Below are 20257 nucleotides of genomic sequence, written 5' to 3'. Positions count from 1 at the left end.
TCTTTTTGTTTTTGTTAGCCGGGTAAGCGAAGCGCCACCCGGCTAGCTATAAAGGCAATCCATAAAGAATGTCGCCGGAAATAAACGGGCTCAGCGCCCGGGGATCTCTGCGCCCTGACGTTCACAAACTGCATATATCTGATAGACGTGAAACAGGAGTCATAATGAATTTTCATCATCTGGCTTACTGGCAGGATAAAGCGTTAAGTCTCGCCATTGAAACCCGCTTATTTATTAACGGTGAATATTCCGCCGCGGCGGAAAATGAAACCTTTGAAACCGTTGATCCGGTCACCCAGGCACCGCTGGCGAATATCGCGCGCGGCAAAAGCGCCGATATTGACCGCGCAGTGAGTGCAGCGCGCGGCGTATTTGAGCGCGGCGACTGGTCGCAGGCCGCCCCGGCAAAACGTAAAGCGGTGCTGAATAAACTCGCCGATTTAATGGAAGCCCACGCGGAAGAACTGGCGCTGCTGGAAACCCTCGACACCGGTAAACCGATTCGTCATAGCCTGCGTGATGATATTCCCGGCGCGGCGCGCGCCATTCGTTGGTACGCCGAAGCCATCGACAAAGTGTACGGTGAAGTCGCCACCACCAGTAGCCATGAGCTGGCGATGATCGTGCGCGAACCGGTCGGCGTGATTGCGGCCATCGTCCCGTGGAACTTCCCGCTGTTGCTGACCTGCTGGAAGCTTGGCCCGGCGCTGGCGGCGGGGAACAGCGTTGTCCTGAAACCGTCTGAAAAATCACCGCTCAGCGCGATTCGTCTCGCCGGACTGGCGAAAGAAGCGGGGCTGCCGGATGGCGTGCTGAACGTGGTGACCGGTTTTGGTCATGAAGCCGGGCAGGCGCTTTCGCGTCATAACGATATCGATGCCATCGCCTTTACCGGCTCGACGCGTACCGGTAAACAACTGCTGAAAGACGCAGGCGACAGCAATATGAAACGCGTCTGGCTGGAAGCGGGGGGCAAAAGCGCCAACATCGTTTTCGCCGACTGCCCGGATTTGCAGCAGGCGGCAAGTGCCACCGCCGCAGGCATCTTCTACAACCAGGGCCAGGTGTGCATCGCCGGAACGCGTTTGTTACTGGAGGAGAGCATTGCCGATGAATTTTTAGCCCTGCTCAAACAGCAGGCGCAAAACTGGCAACCGGGGCATCCGCTTGATCCCGCAACCACCATGGGCACCTTAATCGACAGCGCTCACGCTGACTCGGTCCACACCTTTATTCGTGAAGGCGAAGGCAAAGGGCAACTGCTGCTGGATGGTCGTAACGCTGAACTGGCTGCGGCCATCGGCCCGACCATTTTCGTGGAAGTGGATCCGAATGCAGCCTTAAGTCGCGAAGAGATTTTCGGCCCGGTGCTGGTGGTGACGCGTTTCACATCAGAAGACCAGGCGCTGCAGCTTGCCAACGACAGCCAGTACGGCCTCGGTGCGGCGGTATGGACACGCGATCTCTCCCGCGCGCACCGCATGAGCCGCCGTTTGAAAGCGGGTTCCGTCTTCGTTAACAACTATAACGATGGCGATATGACCGTACCGTTTGGCGGCTATAAGCAAAGCGGCAACGGTCGCGACAAATCCCTGCACGCCCTTGAAAAATTCACCGAACTGAAAACCATCTGGATAAGCCTGGAGGCCTGAAAATGACCGAACATACCAGCAGTTATTACGCCGCCAGTGCGAATAAATATGCGCCTTTCGACACGCTGAATGAGTCCATCACCTGTGATGTTTGCGTGGTTGGCGGCGGCTACACCGGGCTTTCCTCTGCGCTGCATCTGGCCGAAGCGGGCTTTGACGTGGTGGTACTCGAAGCCTCACGCATTGGCTTTGGTGCCAGCGGGCGCAACGGCGGCCAGCTTGTAAACTCCTACAGCCGCGACATCGACGTCATCGAAAAAAACTACGGCATGGACACCGCCCGTATGCTCGGCAGCATGATGTTCGAAGGCGGAGAGATCATCCGCGAACGCATCAAACGCTATCAAATTGACTGCGACTATCGCCCCGGCGGCCTGTTCGTGGCGATGAATGATAAACAGCTCGCCACGCTCGAAGAGCAGAAAGAGAACTGGGAACGCTACGGTAATAAACAACTGGAACTGCTGGACGCCAACGCCATTCGCCGCGAAGTGGCCAGCGATCGCTACACCGGTGCGCTGCTGGATCACAGCGGCGGGCATATTCATCCGCTGAACCTCGCCATTGGCGAAGCCGACGCTATTCGTCTGAACGGCGGGCGTGTGTATGAGCTTTCAGCGGTGACGCAGATCCAGCACACCACGCCCGCCGTTGTGCGCACTGTCAAAGGCCAGGTGACGGCGAAATATGTGATTGTCGCCGGGAATGCGTATCTGGGCGATAAAGTGGAGCCGGAACTGGCGAAGCGCAGTATGCCGTGCGGCACGCAGGTCATCACCACCGAGCGGCTTTCCGATGAATTAGCCCGTTCGCTGATCCCGAAAAACTACTGTGTCGAAGACTGTAACTATCTGCTTGATTACTACCGTCTTACCGCCGATAACCGCCTGCTGTACGGCGGCGGTGTGGTCTACGGTGCGCGTGACCCGGATGACGTTGAGCGTCTTGTGGTGCCGAAACTGCTGAAAACCTTCCCGCAGCTGAAGGGCGTGAAAATTGATTACCGTTGGACGGGCAATTTCCTGCTGACCCTGTCACGCATGCCGCAGTTTGGTCGTCTTGATACCAACATCTATTACATGCAGGGCTACAGCGGCCACGGCGTGACCTGTACCCATCTTGCCGGGCGTTTGATTGCTGAACTGCTGCGCGGTGATGCCGAGCGTTTCGACGCCTTCGCCAATCTGCCGCATTATCCGTTCCCCGGCGGGCGCACGCTGCGCGTGCCGTTTACCGCGATGGGCGCGGCTTATTACAGCCTGCGCGATCGTCTGGGCGTTTAATTTCCGACTAACCGTGAAGAGTCATAAGGTGTGAAACATGAGCAACAATGAATTCCATCAGCGTCGTCTTTCTGCCACCCCGCGTGGGGTAGGCGTAATGTGTAACTTCTTCGCCCAGTCGGCTGAAAACGCCACGCTGAAGGATGTTGAAGGCAATGAATACATTGATTTCGCCGCAGGCATCGCGGTGCTGAACACCGGACATCGCCACCCTGAACTGGTGGCGGCAGTGGAACAGCAACTGCAACAGTTTACCCACACCGCGTACCAGATTGTGCCATACGAAAGCTACGTCACCCTGGCGGAGAAAATTAACGCCCTTGCGCCGGTGAGCGGTCAGGCCAAAACCGCGTTCTTCACCACCGGTGCGGAAGCGGTTGAGAACGCGGTGAAAATTGCCCGCGCCCATACCGGGCGCCCAGGCGTGATTGCGTTTAGCGGTGGCTTCCACGGTCGCACGTATATGACCATGGCACTGACCGGAAAAGTTGCGCCGTATAAAATTGGCTTCGGCCCGTTCCCCGGTTCGGTGTATCACGTGCCGTATCCATCAGAACTGCATGGCATTTCGACGCAAGATTCCCTCGACGCCATCGAACGCCTGTTTAAGTCTGATATCGAAGCGAAACAGGTTGCCGCCATTATTTTCGAACCGGTGCAGGGTGAGGGCGGTTTCAATGTGGCGCCAAAAGAGTTGGTTGCTGCGATTCGTCGCCTGTGCGACGAGCACGGTATTGTGATGATTGCCGATGAAGTGCAAAGCGGTTTTGCGCGTACGGGTAAACTGTTTGCTATGGATCACTACGCCGATAAGCCGGATTTAATGACCATGGCAAAAAGCCTCGCGGGCGGGATGCCGCTTTCGGGTGTGGTGGGTAACGCAAACATTATGGACGCGCCCGCGCCGGGCGGGCTTGGTGGTACCTACGCCGGGAACCCGCTGGCGGTGGCCGCCGCGCACGCAGTACTCAACATTATCGACAAAGAATCCCTTTGCGAGCGCGCGAATCAACTCGGTCAGCGGCTGATAGAAACGCTGATTGAGGCCAAAGAAAGCGTTCCGGCAATTGCTGCGGTACGCGGGCTTGGCTCGATGATCGCGGCTGAGTTCAACGACCCGCAAACGGGCGAGCCGTCAGCCGCCATTGCGCAGAAAATTCAGCAACGCGCGCTGGCTCAAGGGCTGCTACTGCTGACCTGCGGCGCGTACGGCAACGTGATTCGTTTCCTGTATCCGCTGACTATCCCGGATGCGCAGTTTGATGCGGCCATGAAAATTTTGCAGGATGCGCTGAGGGATTAATTACCATAATAGCGGGCTGCAATTGTGCAGCCTGCTATTAAGACTGGATTAATATTATTAATTAACGCTTTTTTAGAATAACGTTCTTCGTCCTTTCTCTTATGCTGCCTGCTCATATCAATAGCCAAAAAACTTGGTTAGCCCGTTCTTCATTGTTCAATATAGTCATTCCTGTGTTCTTGCTCATTCGCGTGATAAGCGTTTAGCGACTATTTTACAGGAGTTATAATTATGCATCTCGCTCGATTTCCCCGGCTCTCGTTCGGTCATTTCCCCACGCCATTAGAACCGTTAACCCAGCTCTCTCAACTGCTTGGCGGTCCGAATATTTGGATCAAACGCGACGATTGCACTGGCCTTGCGACGGGGGGAAATAAAACCCGCAAACTTGAATTTTTACTGGGCGATGCGCAGGAAAAACAGGCCGACGTTATTATCACTCAGGGTGCAACCCAATCAAATCATGTGCGACAGACCGTAGCCGCAGCGGCAAAACTTGGCCTCAAAACACATATTTTCCTTGAGCAGCGAGTGACCACACTCGGCGATGACTACCAGCACTCTGGCAATATTTTGCTTGATGGCCTGTTAGGCGGCGAAATTATTGCACACTTGCCAGCCGGAACCGATATGCAGCAGGCGATGGAGCATCACGCAGAAACGCTACGTTCGCAGGGATTCAAACCGTATGTTATCCCCGGTGGCGGTTCGAATCCTGTCGGTGCGTTGGGCTATGTAGCCTGCGCACAGGAACTGCTGTGGCAGTCCAGTCAGCAACGTCTGAGAATCGATCATATCGTTCATGCAACGGGAAGTGCCGGCACGCAGGCAGGATTAGTGGCTGGCCTTCACGCCTCAAACAGTGGTATTCCGCTGCTCGGTATTAGCGTACGAGCACCGCGTGAAAAACAGGAGCAAAACGTCTGGCGCCTGGCCCAGCAAACGCTGGAACTGTTGGGCGTCGAGGGCGAATTGCCACGCGAAAGCGTAAGAGCTAACAGCGACTATGTTGGTGAAGGGTACGGCCTGCCGACATCATCCATGCTGGAGGCCCTGCAACTGTTAGCACAGCATGAAGGCATTTTGCTCGACCCGGTTTATTCCGGAAAAGGATTCGCCGGGCTGATTGGTCTGATTCGCGAAGGCGCTTTCCGTAAAGGGGAAAATGTGGTCTTCATCCACACTGGCGGTTCCGCAGGCCTGTTTGGCTACCGCCAGGTGATCACCGACTCGCTCGCCTCATGAGCCGCCCCTTTTTATTAGGTGTGCTGGGTGGGATGGGCCCATTGGCCACCGTCGATTTTATGCACAAGCTTCTGCGAGCCACGCCTGCCAGGAACGATCAGCAGCAAATTCCTCATGTGGTGTGGAATGTTCCGCAAATTGCCGATCGTCAGCGTGCGCTGGCCGGAGAAGGACCGTCGCCGCTTCCGCAACTGCTTCACGGTATACAGCAGCTTAATCGGTTGGGTGTTAGCCATATTGTTATCGCCTGTAACACCGCGCATCACTGGTACGACGCGTTAAAACAAGAAAGTGAGGCGCTGATGCTGCATATCGCGGATGCCACGCTCGAGGCGATAGAGGACAAACCGCAAAAGGTGGGACTCATCGCAACACAGGGAACGCTGGATGCAGGTTGGTTTCAACAACGATTCGCGGCCATTGGCACGGAAAGCCTGCTCCCGACCCAGGATGAAATCGCGCGTTGGTTTGTTCCGGGGTGCTATGCGGTGAAACGCGGTGATTTGCAGCAGGGGGGCGAGTTGCTGACATTGCAGGCGCGGGCGCTGCGTGAACGTGGTGCTGAGAAACTGGTGCTGGCCTGTACAGAAGTCCCTGTAGCGTTAGAGGCTGTTTCTTCCCCCTTCCTTAACGAGGCCATTGATCCTGCCGAGGCGCTGGCGCAGCAGTGCGCAAGCCTTTGGTTGTCCCGGCGTAATGGTCAAATTATTTAAATGATTTCACACAGAATAATACAGAGAGACAACATGAAAAAAAGTCTGGTTTTTTTACTCGCAGCAGGCAGTTTCTGGGTTAACAGTGTTTTTGCCGACACGCCGTCTGAAGTGCGTGTTGCCTATAGTGGTGGCTCTCAGGTTTTAATGCTGGCAAAGGCGGATGGGTCACTGGATAAAGCATTAAACAGTAAAGTGAAGTGGGTGCAATTTGCGTCAGGTGCCGATGCCTTAACCTACTTCGCCAGCAATGCGATTGATATTGCCAACTTCGGTTCCAGCCCGGCAACCGCAGGCATTGTCAGAAAACTGCCGGTCGAAATTATTGGTGTTTCCGGCGTCATTGCCAGCTATGAGCGGTTGATTGGTAAAGAGGGGATTAACGGAATTAAGGATATCGAAGGCAAACGCGTGGCGTATCCGCCAAACTCCACCGCGCAATATGCGCTGGAAGCCGCGATCACCGTCAATAAACTGGATCGCAGTAAAATAACCCTGCTGCCGCTACGTCCGGCAGAGATGGTGGCGGCGTGGAAACGTGGTGATATTGATGCGGGTTATGTATGGGCGCCTTTTGCGCAGGAGCTGGAATCGGCAGGGGGGCATCAGGTCTTTGCCACTAAAGAACTGCAAAAAGCAGGCTATCTCATTTACAACAACTATGTTGTCCGTAAGGCCTTTGCGGAACAATATCCTCAGGTGGTAACCGCCTTCCTGCGCGTGCATCAGGAAAAAGTCAACGAGTTCAAAAAGGATCCGGAACGCGCTTCCGCGATTGTTGCAAAAGAAGTCGGTGCGCCGCAAACGACGGCGGCTAACACACTGAATGGCCTGGAATATCCGACATTAGCTGAGCAGAGTACGCCATCCTGGTTGGGGAACGGTACGAATACCAGCGACAGCGGTATTGGAAAAGCGCTGAGTAAAACGGCGAACTTCCTTGCCGGCATTGGCGAGATCCGGCAGCGCGATATCCCGACAAACTGGAACAGCGCCATCAATGTCCACTACATTCAAGATGCGGCGGTGTCCGGACAATGAAATTGAGTCAACATATCGCCATCAGCGTGGTATCGGTGGCGGTTTTCTTTATGCTCTGGCAAACGGCGGCAACAAGGCAGTGGGTGGATCCACTGCTGCTTCCCTCGCTGACGGATATTGGCTTAACGGCGCGTGAGTTGCTGGAAGATGGCTATCGTCAGGTACCGCTCTGGCAGCATATCGCTGTCAGTCTGGCCCGTGCATTGAGCGCCTTTGCGCTGGCTATTGCGATTGGCATCCCGCTGGGATTATTAATGGGGCTTTCAGACACGCTGGCTGCTGTCCTTAACCCGTTTGTGCAATTTCTTCGTCCGTTGCCCAAAATCGCGCTGATTCCGCTGGCGGTGGTGTGGCTGGGAATTGGCGAGTCGTCAAAATTCTTTTTGATATTTATCGCGACGTTTTTGAGTGTGGTTGTCGGTGCGTCGGCGGCCGTAGAGCGAATTGGCCGCTCGCGTATTCGCGTGGCACAAACGCTGGGCGCGACGCGTCGGCAGATCTTTATGCGTGTGGTATTGCCTGATGCGCTGCCGGATCTTTTTACAACAGTCAGGCTCTCGATTGGTATTGGCTGGACGTCGCTGATTGCGGCGGAAATGGTGGCTGCCAGTTCAGGGCTTGGTTGGATGGTGGTGAACGCCAGCGCCTATCTGCGCACGGATATTGTCATGTTGGGTATTCTGCTGTTGGGCGGGATTGGATATCTGCTCGATTTAATGATTCTGGGTTTGCAGCGCGTAGCTGTACCCTGGGCGGGGAAAGAATAATGAGTTCTATCTCACTTGAAAACGTGTCACTTGCCTTTGCGGCCAAGCCGAATCCGGTCACGGTTCTCGACGATATCTCCCTCACCCTGAAAAAAGGGGAGTTTGTGGTATTGCTGGGGCCATCGGGCTGCGGGAAATCGACCATCCTTAATCTTGTTGCGGGGTTTACTCGCCCCGATAAAGGTACGGTGAAAGCCGCGGGGAAAAAGGTGACGCAACCGGGGCCGGATCGCGGCATGATCTTTCAGCAGGCAAACTTGTTCCCGTGGCTGTCTGTGCTGGAAAACGTCACCTTTGGCCCGCGTCTAGGCAAATATAATAAAGAGGACGTGAATAATCAGGCGATTAACTGGCTGTCCCGCGTAGGATTAAAAGGTTTTGAGCATCATGCGCCCTGGCAGCTTTCTGGTGGGATGAAGCAGCGTGTCGCGTTGGCTCGCGCCTGGCTGCCGGAGCCGGAGGTTTTGTTGCTGGATGAACCCTTTGGCGCGTTGGATGCACAAACACGATTAATGATGCAGGAACTGCTCCGCGACGCCTGGCTGAAAACGGAAACGACTCTCCTTTTTGTCACTCACGATGTGGAAGAGGCGCTGTTTCTGGCTGACCGTATTCTGGTTATGTCGGCCAAGCCGGGGCGAATTGTCGAAGAGATTGTGCTGCCGTTTACCCGTGAGCGGAATATCGAAACGCTGGCAGAACACCCGCAGTACACTGAAATAAAACATCGTGTTCTTCATCGCGTGCGTACGGAAGCGAAGCGCCATATGGCCGCGTCGCTTCAGTAATCGACCGATAGCCTGCTAAGCAGGCTTATTTTTTTTGCATACCTTTACAGGCGAATCACAAACACCGGCACGCGAGCATGGCGTAAAATCCCCGAAGCTTCAGACCCCAGAAGATGCGACTGCTTTGCCGGATTGCGCGAACCAATCACCACCACATCCGCTTTCAGTTCATCCGCCAGCGTCGCGACGGCGTCACGCACTTTTCCGCTACGAATATGGTGATGAATACGGTTCTGCGGGAATGAGAGACTTCTTGCCAGCTGCGCCATTTTCTCTTCGCTCGCACACTGTAAATATTGCTGCATTTTCTTCGCGTCGGCGATAAAACCGCGGGTAAGCATAGGGGAAAATTCCGGGAGCACGTGCAGAAGGTGAATATCACCATCTGCTTTCTCGGCCAGATATTGCGCGTGTGCTAAGGCGTTGTTGGCAAGGTCGGACTCAAAGACATCAACAGGAACCAGAATCGTTTTATACATAGTTGAAATCCCTTCATATCAATCATTTGCTGAAATAATCTTTATTGTGGATAACAACGCATGAAGGGGGTAGCGATCGCGGTCACTGATTAAGAAATATCGACAAATCAGATGGTTAATTTACAGTTTGTGACTGACATTTGCCGGGGGCGCTGCGCTTGCCCGGCCTACAGGGATGAAGAACCCGTAGGCCTGATAAGCGAAGCGCATCAGGCGTTATGGCACACACCTACAGTTTGTTCAGCCGCTGAACGCTAATGTTATCCAGCTTGCCGTCTAAGATTTCCAGAAAGTCATCGTGATACGGCATGGCGACGTGTTTTTTCAAATCGTCCTCAGACTTCCAGCGCTCAATAAACACAAATGACACCGCGCCTTCCACCGCCAGATTACGTACGTCCGGAATGGCGCGGCTTTCGTGCAAATCATATTGCAGGCAACCCGCCTCCAGCTGTGTGGGGCCAACCATTGCCTGTGCGGCGGAGCGGATGGTATCGACATACTCTTTGCGCGGGGTCAGGGTGGCGACAATTTTCACTTCACTCATCGTGATATCCTTTTTGTTATCAATATCTTTAAAGCCCAATCATTGAGCTTAGTGGTGAAATGGCACTTGCGCCAATAATGATGACCTCCGGCTACCAGAGCCGAACTTTCCCCGGTGAGGCCTCTTTCATATTTCCCTTAAACAATGCGGTTTTTCATTACGCCCCAAATCCATGCAATGCACCGCTTTGGTTCCCCAAACTGGTGTTGTTGACATCGAAAATATCTCATCCTGGTGATTTAACGGCACGTTCCCTTCTGGCATGCAGATTGCAATATCACAGGCAGAAGGCAGCGTAAGACAATCTGGCATCAATGGCTGGCTAGGGTTCCGGTTCACGAAGGTGAACGTCAGGTCCGAGAGCTGGCGACCTCGACGAGGTTACACGGCGGGACAAAAGCCCGGGAGACAGCAGCACCATAGGGTGTCGCGCTGCCCCCACTTTTTTGTGCCAAACCGAGGTCTAAGATGAAGAGATTGCCGTTTGTTCGCTCACTTGCTCTAACGCTTGCGCTGTTCGCCTGCGTCCCCTCATTTGCCGCCGTCAAAAAAGAGTTCAACATCTGCTGGACTATCTACGCAGGCTGGATGCCCTGGGGCACCATCAGCAACGAAAAAATCATTGATAAATGGGCCAGCAAATACGGCATTAAAATCAATATCGTCCAGCTTAACGATTACATCGAATCCATAAACCAGTATACCGCGGGCCAGTTTGACGGTTGCACCATGACCAACATGGATGCGTTAACTATCCCCGCAGCGGGTGGTGTTGACACCACGGCGCTGATTACCGGTAGCTACTCTGACGGCAACGACGGCGTGGTACTCAAAGGTGCGGATAAAAAGCTCAGCGACCTGAAAGGCCTGTCGGTGTATCTCCCTGAACTGTCGGTTTCTCATTACCTGCTGGTGCGCGGGCTGGAAAAAGCGGGGCTGGCGGAGCGAGACGTGAAGGTGGTCAACACCTCGGATGCGGATATCGTCTCGGCATTTTCTACCGCTAACGTGCGTGCCGCGGTGGCGTGGAACCCGCAGCTTTCCGTTATTAAGCAAACGCCGCAAACCACGGAAGTGTTCAGCTCTTCGCAGGTACCAGGTGAACTGATTGACATGCTGGTGGTGAACAGTGAAACCCTGCATGACAACCCGGCGCTGGGTAAAGCCTTGACCGGCGCATGGTTTGAAATGATGGCAAAAATGCAGGCGGGCGATAAGCAGGCTTTGAGCGCAATGGCCGCTGATTCTGGCACCGATCTCGCTGGTTACCAGGCACAACTCAAAACTACCCATCTTTTCTGGACGCCCGCCGATGCGCTCACCTTTGTGACTTCGCCCGAGCTTGCAAAAACCATGCAGCGCGTGGCGCAGTTCTCTTTTGATAAAGGGTTATTAGGCGAAGGCGCGGCGAGCGCGGATTTCATCGGCATGGCGTTCCCCGGTAATGCGACCCTCGGGGATACCGCTAATACCAAACTGCGCTTTGATGACCGCTATCTGAAGATGGCCGTTGCCGGCCAGCTGTGATAATTGACGACGGGAGCCTTCGCCATGCGCCAGATTAACCGCCACCCCCAGCACGGCATGCGAATCATGTTAATGCTGCTGCCCTTTGTGCTGCTGATTGCCGCCTGGTTTGTCGGCTCGACCCTGCGTCTGGAGGCTAACCCGCACGACAAACTGTTGCCGGGCCTGTCGCAGATGCTGTCGGCCATCGACCGAATGGCCTTCACCCCGGATCGTCGCAGCGGCGAATATTTGCTGTGGGCCGATACGTTCATCAGCCTGACGCGTTTGCTGCTTGGGCTGGCGATTGCGTCACTGATTGGTCTCAGTATCGGGATTACCGCGGGCGTTTTCCCGATGTATAGCGCGATGCTGTCGCCGCTGATGACCGTGCTTTCTATGGTGCCTCCGCTGGCAATCCTGCCGATTCTGTTCATCGTGTTTGGTCTTGATGAGCTATCCAAAGTGATGCTTATCGTGATTGGCATCACGCCGATGCTGGCGCGCGACCTCGAACAGCGGGCGAAAGAGATCCCGGCGGAGCTGTTCATCAAGGCGCAAACGCTCGGTGCCAATAGCTGGACGGTGGTGCTGCGGGTGGTTCTGCCGCAGTTGCTTTCCCGGTTAATTACCTCACTGCGCTTAATGCTTGGCTCGGCATGGCTGTTTCTGATTTCAGCGGAAGCCATTTCCGCCACTGCCGGTCTGGGCTATCGCATCTTCCTGGTTCGTCGCTATATGGCGATGGACGTCATTATTCCTTACGTCATCTGGATAACCCTGCTGGCGTGGCTGATGGATCTGGCATTACGCCAGTTGCACAAACGCTGCTTCCCGTGGGCAGAAGGGGGCCGGGCATGAGTTTTATCGCGGTGAACAATATCTGGCAGGAATATGGCGACCATGTCGTGCTGGAGCGCATCAACCTGACGGTGAAAGAGGGTGAGTTTTGTTCAATGGTCGGTGCGTCTGGCTGCGGAAAATCGACCTTTTTACGCCTGCTGTTGGGCCAGGAGCGCCCCAGCCGTGGCGAAATTTTGTTGGATGGCAAACCGCTGCCCGGTGAACCCGGCAGCAGCCGGGGCGTGGTATTCCAGCGCTATTCCGTTTTTCCGCATCTCAATGTGCTGGATAACGTGGCCGTTGGGCTGGAACTCCCGGCGTCGCCGTTGCTGGGTCGACTGTTTGGCGCACGCAAACGTGCCGCGCGGGAACAGGCCGCGCAGATGCTGGAAAAAGTGGGTTTGAGCCATGCGCTGGATAAATACCCGGCACAGCTGTCGGGCGGCATGCAGCAGCGTCTCGCCATCGCCCAGGCGTTCATTATGCAGCCGCGCGTCCTGCTGCTGGATGAACCCTTCGGCGCGCTGGACCCCGGCATTCGAAAAGATATGCACGCGCTGCTGCTGGCGCTATGGCGCGAAACGGGGATGACCGTGTTTATGGTCACTCATGATCTGACGGAAGGTTTCAACCTTGGCACCCGTTTGCTGGTGTTTGACAAAGTGCGCATCGACCCGCAGGCCCCCAATGCCTACGGCGCGCGGGTGACCTACGACATTCCGCTCAATGAATCGCGGCTGTCGCAGCGTCAGGCAACCGGTACAGACCACAACGTATTTCCCATAAGGAGAGAATCTGATGAAACCACGACTTCACACTACATCGAGCCTGCGTGAAGAGCAGGTGCCGGGCGGCGGTCAGGCGTCGTTTATTCTGCGGCGCGGGCAGATCCTGCGTCTGACCGATATCGATGGCAATGCCAACGTCAGCATGATGATGCTCAACCCACACGAGAAAAGTGAACGGCTCAATCTGCCCGATACCCTGAAAGGGCAGCACACTGCGCGTCTCACTGCCGGGCACTGTTTCTACTCCGACATGGGGCGCGTGCTGGCGGGCATTGTTGCCGATACCTGCGGCTGGCATGACCCTTTTGGCGGCGTGTTAAATGCGCAGGAGACCGCGGAAAAGTATGGTACCGGACGCTATCAGGAACTGCGCAACGGCTTTTATCGCAACGGCGTCGATAACCTGCTGGTGGAGTTGGGTAAATGGGAGCTTGGTCTGGAAGATTTGCTGATGGTGGTGAATTTCTTCAGCAAGGTGACGGTGAATGAAAATGGCGACTTCCATTTTGTGCGCGGGCATTCGCAGGCGGGTAATTACGTCGAACTTTTTGCTCCGATGGACGTGTTGATCGTCCTGACCGCACTGCCGCATCCACAAAACCCTGACACGGATTATGCGCCGCGTCCGGTTCAACTGAGCTGGTACCAGGCTTGCGATGAGCAGGCTGCAACAGCCGCGCTGTTCACGCGCGATGAAAATCAGCGCGCGTTTTTGAATACGCAACTTTTCACCCGTTAAGGAGCCTGTGATGACCACGATGACCAGTTCACGCCATCCGCAAGACGCGGTGTTCCGCCACGTGATCCCGGCGGGCGAGCCCTATTTGTTTGAAGTGAAAAAAGGACAGACCTTACGTTTGCTCGATCTCGAAGGTAATCAGGCTATCGACACCCTGTTCTACAACGCGAATAACCCGCGTGAACGCTATGACGTGCAGCGGACATTGCGCCGCCAGGGGAATGCCTATTTGACCACCGGCAGCGTGCTTTACTCTAACCTTGGTAATCCGTTGTTAACGATAGTGGCTGACACCTGCGGGCGTCATGACACTCTTGGCGGCGCTTGTGCTCAGGAGAGTAATACCGTGCGCTATTCGCTGGACAAACGTTACATGCACAGTTGCCGCGATAACTTTCTGTGCGCCTGCCTGCACGATGGTCGGCTGCATAAGCGCGATATCAGCGCCAACATCAACTTCTTTATGAACGTGCCGGTGACGCCAGAGGGGGGATTGACCTTCGAAGACGGTATCTCGGGGGCGGGTAAGTATGTGGAGCTGATTGCTGAATGCAACGTGATGGTGCTTATCTCCAACTGCCCGCAGCTTAACAACCCGTGCAACGGCTGGAACCCAACGCCTGCCGAGGTGCTGGTATGGAACTGACCCGCTGGCAACGCTGGCGCAAGGTGATTTTTCGCCTGTTTGCCGCCCGTGCCGATCGCCTGAACCATACGCCGACGCCGAAAGCGTAAGCGCGTGTACCCTGAGGACGACCTCAGGGGAATGACTTTATCGCGGGACGACCCGCCTGAATTGAGTCATCACTATGTTCACAAAACTCCTCATTGCCAATCGCGGCGCTATCGCCTGTCGAATTTTACGTACCTTGCGCGCTATGCACATTAAGGGCGTGGCGGTCTATTCTGAGGCAGACCTCAGCAGCCTGCACATCCGTGACGCTGATGAGGCGATAAGCCTTGGCGAAGGCCCGGCGGCACACACTTATCTGGTTATCGACAACATTATCGCCGCCGCTAAAAGCCGCGGGGCCGGCGCGATTCATCCCGGATACGGTTTTCTGTCGGAAAACGCGGCCTTTGCCGAAGCCTGCGAGGCCGCTGGGCTGGCATTCGTGGGCCCAACGCCTGAGCAACTGCGAACTTTTGGGCTGAAGCACACCGCACGCGCGCTGGCGAAAGCACAGGGCGTGCCGATGCTGGAAGGAACGGAACTGCTGGCGGATGCGCAGGAAGCCTGCCAGCAGGCCGCATTGATAGGCTATCCGGTGATGCTGAAAAGTACGGCGGGCGGCGGCGGAATTGGGATGCGCGTGTGCCGGGATGCGCGAGAACTCAGCGAGTCGTTCGACGCTGTCGTGCGTTTGGGGCAGAACAACTTTAGCGATGCAGGCGTCTTCCTGGAAAAGTACATTGAACGCGCCCGTCATCTGGAAGTGCAGATTTTTGGCGACGGAAAAGGTGATATCATCGCGCTCGGCGTGCGCGACTGTTCGGTTCAGCGTCGTAACCAAAAAGTGATTGAAGAGACGCCCGCGCCGAATCTGCCGGACGGGATGAGCGACGCGTTGTGTGAGGCCGCCATTGCTCTTGGAAAAGCGGTGAACTACCGCAGTGCGGGTACGGTGGAGTTTGTTTATGACAGCCTCGCCGCGCAGTTCTATTTCCTCGAAGTGAATACCCGTTTGCAGGTGGAGCACGGCGTCACGGAACAAGTATGGGGTGTGGATCTGGTACGCTGGATGATTGAACTGGCCGCCGGGGAGCTCCCTCCCTTATCAACGCTGGCTGCCGGGTTAACGCCGCGCGGCCACGCGATTCAGGCGCGTATCTATGCTGAAGATCCGGGGCGTCAGTTTCAGCCATCGCCGGGTTTACTGACCGAGGTCGTTTTTCCACCTGCAGATGGCGCGACGCTGCGCATTGACCGCTGGATTGAAGCCGGATGCGAGGTGCCGCCGTTCTTCGACCCGATGCTGGCTAAAATGATTAGCTGGCGTGATAACCGGGCAGAGGCGATAACGGCCCTGAGCAACGCGCTTGCCGAAACGCGTTTATATGGAGTTGAAACCAATCGCCTTTATCTCCAGCAAATTCTGACGTTTGCACCGTTTAGCCAGGGCGAACCCTGGACCCGCTGCCTGGACGCGTTGCACTATCAGGCGAATACCGTTGAGGTGATGAGCGCCGGAACGCAAACCAGCGTGCAGGATTATCCAGGGCGACTGGGCTACTGGGCCGTCGGCGTACCGCCTTCAGGCCCAATGGATAACCGGGCACTGCGTCTGGGCAATCGCCTGCTCGGTAACCCGGAAGGGGAAGCTGCGCTGGAGATAACCCTCAGCGGCCCGACCCTGAAATTTAATACGGCGGCGGTGGCGGTTGTCTGCGGCGCAGCAATTCCCGTAACGCTTGATGGCATCGCGCAGGGGATGAACCGAACGTTCACCATCCCCGCCGGATCGACGTTGAAAATCGGCGAAATCACGGGGGCTGGCGTGCGAAGCTACGTATGTTTGCGTGGCGGCATCCAGGTACCCATGTATCTCGGCAGCAAAAGTACCTTCACTCTCGGCCAGTTCGGTGGGCATGCCGGGCGCGCGTTGCGCGCGGGCGATGTGCTACATCTGGGCGAATGCCGTGACGCACAGCAGGCGACGCTGCCCGCATCGCTGGAAATGCACTTGCCGGATGTGCGCACGCTGCGCGTAATCTACGGCCCGCACGGTGCGCCGGAATTCTTTGCCGAAAGCTACATTGACACCTTCTTCGCCACCGACTGGGAAGTACACTTTAACTCCAGCCGTACGGGGGTGCGCTTGATCGGCCCGAAACCCCTTTGGGCACGTGAGAGCGGTGGCGAAGCGGGGCTGCATCCATCGAATATTCACGATAATCCCTATGCGGTGGGCGCGGTTGATTTTACCGGCGATATGCCCGTCATTCTTGGGCCGGATGGCCCGAGTCTGGGCGGGTTTGTTTGCCCGGTCACCGTTATCGAAGCCGATCTCTGGCAGCTAGGTCAGCTAAAGGCGGGAGACAAAATCCGCTTTACGCCTGTCAGCCTGAAAACCGCGCGTCAGCTTGCGCAGTCGCAGGATATGGAAATAGATACACTGCAAGCCATCGACAATGAATGGCAGCCTGCCGCGTTAAACTCGCCGATCGTGATGAACTGCGGTGAGGGGGATAAGCGGCTGATTGCGCGCGTATCGGGCGACACCCATTTGCTGCTGGAAGCCGGGGAACCGGAGCTGGATCTGGTGCTGCGTTTTCGTATCCACGCCCTGATGCAGGCGCTGGAGCGCGCATCGCGGCCAGGTGTTGTTGACCTGACGCCAGGCATTCGATCTTTACAGGTGCATTTTGAGCCGGAAACTTTGGCGCTTGATGCGTTGCTGGCGTGGGTGCGCGATGAATGGCATTCCGTTTGCGGCAGTGACGATCTACAGGTGCCCACGCGAGTAGTGCATCTTCCGCTCTCATGGGATGACCCGGCCTGCCGCAAGGCGATTGATAAATACATGACCACCGTGCGTCCGGACGCGCCCTGGTGCCCAAGCAACCTCGAATTCATTCGTCGGATCAACGATCTGCCCGATGAGCAGGCGGTCTGGGATACGGTGTTTGACGCCAGCTATCTGGTGATGGGGTTAGGGGATGTCTATCTGGGGGCGCCGGTGGCGACGCCGCTGGATCCTCGCCACCGTCTGGTGACCACCAAATACAACCCGGCGCGAACCTGGACTGCGGAAAACTCGGTAGGCATCGGCGGGGCTTATCTCTGCGTGTATGGCATGGAGGGGCCGGGCGGTTATCAGTTTGTCGGACGAACCCTTCAAATGTGGAATCGCTATCATCACGTCGCCGATTTCGACGGCAAGCCGTGGCTGCTGCGCTTTTTCGACCAGATTCGCTTTTATCCCGTTTCGGGGGAGGAGTTGCTGCAAATCCGCCGCGATTTCCCGCTCGGACGCTATCCGTTGCGCATTGAGCACGGCACGCTGCGGCTGGCGGAGTATCAGCAGTTTCTTGAACGTGAAGCGCAAGAGATTGACGCGTTTCGAGAGCATCAGCAGCGGGCGTTCAACGAGGAACGCGATCGCTGGATCGCCAGCGGACAGGCGCATTTCGACAGCCAGGAGAGCGTGGCGCAAGAAGACGCAGATGCACCACTCCAGATGGGAGAGCTGGGTGTGGAGAGTCCCATCTCCGGGAATCTCTGGCAGGTGCAGGCCGCCGCAGGTAGCCGCGTGCGTGCAGGCGATGTGCTGGTGATTCTGGAGTCGATGAAAATGGAGATCCCGCTGCTGGCACCGTGTGATGGCGTGATCCAGCATCTGAGCGTGCAACCCGGCTCGTCAGTGCGTGCCGGGCAACGGGTTGCGGTGATTCTGGAGGAAGTCGCTTAGCCGTAAGGCTCGCGCGGTGTGATTACTGCAGATTCCCGGCAGTCAAATTTTCTGCATCAAAAGCGTGGCTGACATCGATATGATTCTGCCCGACGGACGTATCGATGTTTGAGCCCGCTTCAACACGGGTATTATCGGCAGCCAGCGCGCTGGCGGATAACAGAGAAGCCAGTGACAGTGTCGCGACAACGGCAAAAGATTTGAGTGATTTCATGATGAGGCTCCCAGGTACAATCAGAGGGTGAGTAAGGAGGTTGTTGTTTTGATAACCACAAGGATAAAGTGTGACGGCGATCATGAAAATCGGAATGTTTTGCGGTTCTTGTTCAAAAAAATAGAATGATGGTTGCTTGATACGGGTCAGTTAAGGGGGGATTCACTTCTCAGCGCTTCTCCTTGTTGCGATCCTGTTTTCAGGCAGGAGATCTAAAAGGATTTTTTGCTGAGAGACGCCCAGGACAGAGCCTGGTGGGCTCTGCCCGTCGAATGCCGGGTGTTTTATTCTGCCACCATCCACATATCCGCTTCTTCGAACATCTCTTCCAGCATTCGGTTAAGTTTTTCCCGATCGCTTTTGCTGGCGTCACTATTGAGGCCGTTGGCCTGCATCGGTTTTACGCGTACATCGGCATCTGGAAACAGGCGATGTACCCGTTTAGTCAGCTCCGCTAAGATGATTTCACGCGCGTCAGGCAGCCCTGCAACGTTACGTTTATCGTAAACCAGTTCTACAAACATACTGTCTCCAAATACTGAATGTTTATACAGTATTATGCGCTATAACCGGGGGCAAACGTCAAGTGTTTTACGTGAAAGAGCATGTATAAGAATTTGATCACTGTTTGAGCAACATGAGTCGATGTTTTGAGCGATACATAAAGCGTTGCTCTACATAAAGATACAATACAGGTGCGCAGACCCCAGTAAGAATTAGCGAAGCAATAGCCCACAAATAGTGGTGATAGCTGAACAAATAGTGTTTGGAAACGGCTTGCGTGATGCCATGTATCAGATAAATGGAGAAGCTGCATGTGCCCAACATCCTGAATGGTTTACTTACTAAAAGGCCAAAAAAATCGGCTCTGTTTTTCAGCAACCAAAAGACGGGCAATATGTAAAGTGCAGTGGTGGAGCTATATGCTTTGCGCGTGAAGATAATTGCGATGATGAGCAGAAGTATACAAATAATATTATTTCTTTTTATTTCAATATCTTTTGTCGCAGCGACAAGAAATCCTGCAAGAAAGTACATCAGATACCCAGCAATGCTACTTTCTATCATTCGCGTTTTATCCAAAATGATGACACCGATCATAGCGATGATTACCACCATTTTTTTATAGGGTGTAAAACGCATTAATATATAGAGAAAAGGTATACATAAATAGAGACGGATTTCCCAAACCAGCGTCCACAGAACGCCTGAATTTGTGATGTTTATAGGAAACGTGTTAACTAAACTCCCTTGATACTCACGAATAAAGGGCAGAGCGGTGATAACCCAGCTTAACGGTGTAGTAAAGATTCCGGAGTTCATTACTGCGGTAGCGCAATAAATTATGGCCAGTGAAGCGATTACGGCAGGATAGATTCTGAGAATCCGAGAGATAAAAAAATCTTTGATGTTGAAATAATTTTCAGTGAGTGCTTTACGGAAAAAGAGAAAACCGGAAAGCATAAAAAAGGCACCAACTGGAAGTTCGCCAATAAGGAGTATGGCTCTTCGTAGTTCACTACTGGCAAGATAATCGATAGACCAGTACCTATCCGAAGAGCCGCCCGCACGCCAGTAAAGATGAAAAATAGCTACCAATGCAGCGGCTAATCCGCGCAAGCCTTCAAGGGATGCGTACTTATAATTGGTATCTTTAACACCCAATAGATGACAAGTAAAAGTGGTCGTAAGGATTAGAATAAGAAGAGCGATAATAATTTCAAAAAACTCCAACATTCGTATTATCCGGGTGCAACTATTTGTGATGTCAAAGGGAAAGCCAAGGTCAAATCGGGACGTCAATGTTAACCTAAACTCGGATTTTTCCGATCCTATCATTCTGATAACCAATTATCCATGGTGTTTCGGATAAAACGTTTATGCACATTTCTCGATGAAATGATGAACATCGATCAGGATATTCTTGGGCCAGGTCA

The 20257-nt window shown here is 54.7% G+C and carries 19 protein-coding genes and 1 riboswitch; of the genes, 14 read left to right on the top strand and 5 right to left on the bottom strand.

What is annotated here, in order from left to right:
- Positions 1–164 precede the first annotated feature (164 nt).
- From puuC to ACOXYR_RS12830, 8 genes are all read left to right on the top strand, one after another.
- On the top strand, positions 165–1652 hold the full coding sequence (puuC, locus tag ACOXYR_RS12865; protein ID WP_421355937.1) for an aldehyde dehydrogenase PuuC: 1488 nt from the start codon (positions 165–167) through the stop codon (positions 1650–1652).
- 2 nt (positions 1653–1654) lie between these two features.
- Positions 1655–2935 (top strand): gamma-glutamylputrescine oxidase, encoded by a 1281-nt coding sequence (gene puuB, locus ACOXYR_RS12860; RefSeq protein WP_421355938.1) that lies wholly within the window; start codon positions 1655–1657, stop codon positions 2933–2935.
- A 37-nt stretch (positions 2936–2972) separates the two neighbouring features.
- Complete coding sequence (gene puuE / locus ACOXYR_RS12855; protein WP_421355939.1) at positions 2973–4238, top strand: 4-aminobutyrate transaminase; 1266 nt, start codon at positions 2973–2975, stop codon at positions 4236–4238.
- 231 nt (positions 4239–4469) lie between these two features.
- A complete protein-coding gene (cuyA, locus tag ACOXYR_RS12850) occupies positions 4470–5483 on the top strand; it encodes a D-cysteate sulfo-lyase (protein WP_108474476.1) in 1014 nt (337 codons plus the stop codon).
- Positions 5480–6196, top strand: coding sequence for a cysteate racemase (gene cuyB / locus ACOXYR_RS12845; RefSeq protein WP_108474475.1), 717 nt, complete (start codon positions 5480–5482; stop codon positions 6194–6196). The genes cuyA and cuyB overlap by 4 nt, the downstream gene beginning before the upstream one ends.
- Before the next feature lie 33 nt (positions 6197–6229).
- The gene (locus ACOXYR_RS12840; RefSeq protein ID WP_108474474.1) at positions 6230–7237 is read left to right on the top strand and encodes a taurine ABC transporter substrate-binding protein; all 1008 of its coding nucleotides are present in this window, start codon (positions 6230–6232) and stop codon (positions 7235–7237) included.
- On the top strand, positions 7234–8004 hold the full coding sequence (locus tag ACOXYR_RS12835; protein ID WP_108474473.1) for an ABC transporter permease: 771 nt from the start codon (positions 7234–7236) through the stop codon (positions 8002–8004). The genes ACOXYR_RS12840 and ACOXYR_RS12835 overlap by 4 nt, the downstream gene beginning before the upstream one ends.
- A complete protein-coding gene (locus tag ACOXYR_RS12830; protein WP_108474472.1) occupies positions 8004–8792 on the top strand; it encodes an ABC transporter ATP-binding protein in 789 nt (262 codons plus the stop codon). Before ACOXYR_RS12835 ends, ACOXYR_RS12830 begins: the two co-directional genes overlap by 1 nt.
- 44 nt (positions 8793–8836) lie before the next feature.
- Here ACOXYR_RS12830 and ACOXYR_RS12825 read toward each other — a convergent pair whose 3' ends face one another.
- Entirely contained in the window at positions 8837–9271 is a 435-nt protein-coding gene (locus tag ACOXYR_RS12825; protein WP_108474471.1) for a universal stress protein, read from the bottom strand.
- Between the two features lie 229 nt (positions 9272–9500).
- Positions 9501–9818, bottom strand: a complete 318-nt coding sequence (locus ACOXYR_RS12820) for a putative quinol monooxygenase (RefSeq protein ID WP_108474470.1) — start codon at positions 9816–9818, stop codon at positions 9501–9503.
- Between the two features lie 311 nt (positions 9819–10129).
- Positions 10130–10228, top strand: a riboswitch (guanidine-I (ykkC/yxkD leader).
- Positions 10229–10286: 58 nt separating this feature from the next.
- On the opposite strand from ACOXYR_RS12820, the gene ACOXYR_RS12815 reads away from it, so the two are divergent.
- The 6 genes from ACOXYR_RS12815 (at position 10287) to uca (ending at position 18106) form a co-directional block, all read left to right on the top strand.
- Positions 10287–11345, top strand: a complete 1059-nt coding sequence (locus ACOXYR_RS12815; protein WP_421355940.1) for a putative urea ABC transporter substrate-binding protein — start codon at positions 10287–10289, stop codon at positions 11343–11345.
- 24 nt (positions 11346–11369) lie between these two features.
- Positions 11370–12185, top strand: a complete 816-nt coding sequence (locus ACOXYR_RS12810; protein ID WP_113858501.1) for an ABC transporter permease — start codon at positions 11370–11372, stop codon at positions 12183–12185.
- Positions 12182–13003 (top strand): ABC transporter ATP-binding protein, encoded by an 822-nt coding sequence (locus ACOXYR_RS12805; RefSeq protein WP_113858502.1) that lies wholly within the window; start codon positions 12182–12184, stop codon positions 13001–13003. The genes ACOXYR_RS12810 and ACOXYR_RS12805 overlap by 4 nt, the downstream gene beginning before the upstream one ends.
- Positions 12966–13694, top strand: a complete 729-nt coding sequence (locus ACOXYR_RS12800) for an urea amidolyase associated protein UAAP1 (RefSeq protein ID WP_421355941.1) — start codon at positions 12966–12968, stop codon at positions 13692–13694. Before ACOXYR_RS12805 ends, ACOXYR_RS12800 begins: the two co-directional genes overlap by 38 nt.
- Positions 13695–13704: 10 nt before the next feature.
- Entirely contained in the window at positions 13705–14340 is a 636-nt protein-coding gene (locus ACOXYR_RS12795; RefSeq protein WP_421355942.1) for an urea amidolyase associated protein UAAP2, read from the top strand.
- Positions 14341–14503: 163 nt separating this feature from the next.
- Positions 14504–18106, top strand: a complete 3603-nt coding sequence (uca, locus tag ACOXYR_RS12790; RefSeq protein WP_421355943.1) for an urea carboxylase — start codon at positions 14504–14506, stop codon at positions 18104–18106.
- A 22-nt stretch (positions 18107–18128) separates the two neighbouring features.
- On the opposite strand, the gene ACOXYR_RS12785 is transcribed toward uca, so the two are convergent.
- From ACOXYR_RS12785 to ACOXYR_RS12775, 3 genes are all read right to left on the bottom strand, one after another.
- Positions 18129–18320 (bottom strand): hypothetical protein, encoded by a 192-nt coding sequence (locus ACOXYR_RS12785; protein ID WP_108474463.1) that lies wholly within the window; start codon positions 18318–18320, stop codon positions 18129–18131.
- A 284-nt stretch (positions 18321–18604) separates the two neighbouring features.
- Positions 18605–18844: a DinI family protein gene (locus ACOXYR_RS12780; RefSeq protein ID WP_015964953.1), complete on the bottom strand. Its 240-nt coding sequence runs from the start codon at positions 18842–18844 to the stop codon at positions 18605–18607.
- A 97-nt stretch (positions 18845–18941) separates the two neighbouring features.
- The gene (locus ACOXYR_RS12775) at positions 18942–20057 is read right to left on the bottom strand and encodes an acyltransferase family protein (RefSeq protein ID WP_167405907.1); all 1116 of its coding nucleotides are present in this window, start codon (positions 20055–20057) and stop codon (positions 18942–18944) included.
- Positions 20058–20257 lie beyond the last annotated feature (200 nt).

This window comes from Pseudocitrobacter faecalis, assembly GCF_965231525.1.
GTDB classification, from domain to species: domain Bacteria; phylum Pseudomonadota; class Gammaproteobacteria; order Enterobacterales; family Enterobacteriaceae; genus Pseudocitrobacter; species Pseudocitrobacter faecalis.
This window is presented reverse-complemented; position numbering and strand designations above follow the sequence as displayed.

What these genes read in the sequence shown, in the direction of transcription:
- puuC (WP_421355937.1), top strand. Translation starts at nt 165, where the DNA reads ATGAATTTTCATCATCTGGCTTACTGGCAGGATAAAGCGTTAAGTCTC.
- puuB (WP_421355938.1), top strand. Translation starts at nt 1,655, where the DNA reads ATGACCGAACATACCAGCAGTTATTACGCCGCCAGTGCGAATAAATAT.
- puuE (WP_421355939.1), top strand. Translation starts at nt 2,973, where the DNA reads ATGAGCAACAATGAATTCCATCAGCGTCGTCTTTCTGCCACCCCGCGT.
- cuyA (WP_108474476.1), top strand. Translation starts at nt 4,470, where the DNA reads ATGCATCTCGCTCGATTTCCCCGGCTCTCGTTCGGTCATTTCCCCACG.
- cuyB (WP_108474475.1), top strand. Translation starts at nt 5,480, where the DNA reads ATGAGCCGCCCCTTTTTATTAGGTGTGCTGGGTGGGATGGGCCCATTG.
- ACOXYR_RS12840 (WP_108474474.1), top strand. Translation starts at nt 6,230, where the DNA reads ATGAAAAAAAGTCTGGTTTTTTTACTCGCAGCAGGCAGTTTCTGGGTT.
- ACOXYR_RS12835 (WP_108474473.1), top strand. Translation starts at nt 7,234, where the DNA reads ATGAAATTGAGTCAACATATCGCCATCAGCGTGGTATCGGTGGCGGTT.
- ACOXYR_RS12830 (WP_108474472.1), top strand. Translation starts at nt 8,004, where the DNA reads ATGAGTTCTATCTCACTTGAAAACGTGTCACTTGCCTTTGCGGCCAAG.
- ACOXYR_RS12825 (WP_108474471.1), bottom strand. Translation starts at nt 9,271, where the DNA reads ATGTATAAAACGATTCTGGTTCCTGTTGATGTCTTTGAGTCCGACCTT.
- ACOXYR_RS12820 (WP_108474470.1), bottom strand. Translation starts at nt 9,818, where the DNA reads ATGAGTGAAGTGAAAATTGTCGCCACCCTGACCCCGCGCAAAGAGTAT.
- ACOXYR_RS12815 (WP_421355940.1), top strand. Translation starts at nt 10,287, where the DNA reads ATGAAGAGATTGCCGTTTGTTCGCTCACTTGCTCTAACGCTTGCGCTG.
- ACOXYR_RS12810 (WP_113858501.1), top strand. Translation starts at nt 11,370, where the DNA reads ATGCGCCAGATTAACCGCCACCCCCAGCACGGCATGCGAATCATGTTA.
- ACOXYR_RS12805 (WP_113858502.1), top strand. Translation starts at nt 12,182, where the DNA reads ATGAGTTTTATCGCGGTGAACAATATCTGGCAGGAATATGGCGACCAT.
- ACOXYR_RS12800 (WP_421355941.1), top strand. Translation starts at nt 12,966, where the DNA reads ATGAAACCACGACTTCACACTACATCGAGCCTGCGTGAAGAGCAGGTG.
- ACOXYR_RS12795 (WP_421355942.1), top strand. Translation starts at nt 13,705, where the DNA reads ATGACCACGATGACCAGTTCACGCCATCCGCAAGACGCGGTGTTCCGC.
- uca (WP_421355943.1), top strand. Translation starts at nt 14,504, where the DNA reads ATGTTCACAAAACTCCTCATTGCCAATCGCGGCGCTATCGCCTGTCGA.
- ACOXYR_RS12785 (WP_108474463.1), bottom strand. Translation starts at nt 18,320, where the DNA reads ATGAAATCACTCAAATCTTTTGCCGTTGTCGCGACACTGTCACTGGCT.
- ACOXYR_RS12780 (WP_015964953.1), bottom strand. Translation starts at nt 18,844, where the DNA reads ATGTTTGTAGAACTGGTTTACGATAAACGTAACGTTGCAGGGCTGCCT.
- ACOXYR_RS12775 (WP_167405907.1), bottom strand. Translation starts at nt 20,057, where the DNA reads ATGTTGGAGTTTTTTGAAATTATTATCGCTCTTCTTATTCTAATCCTT.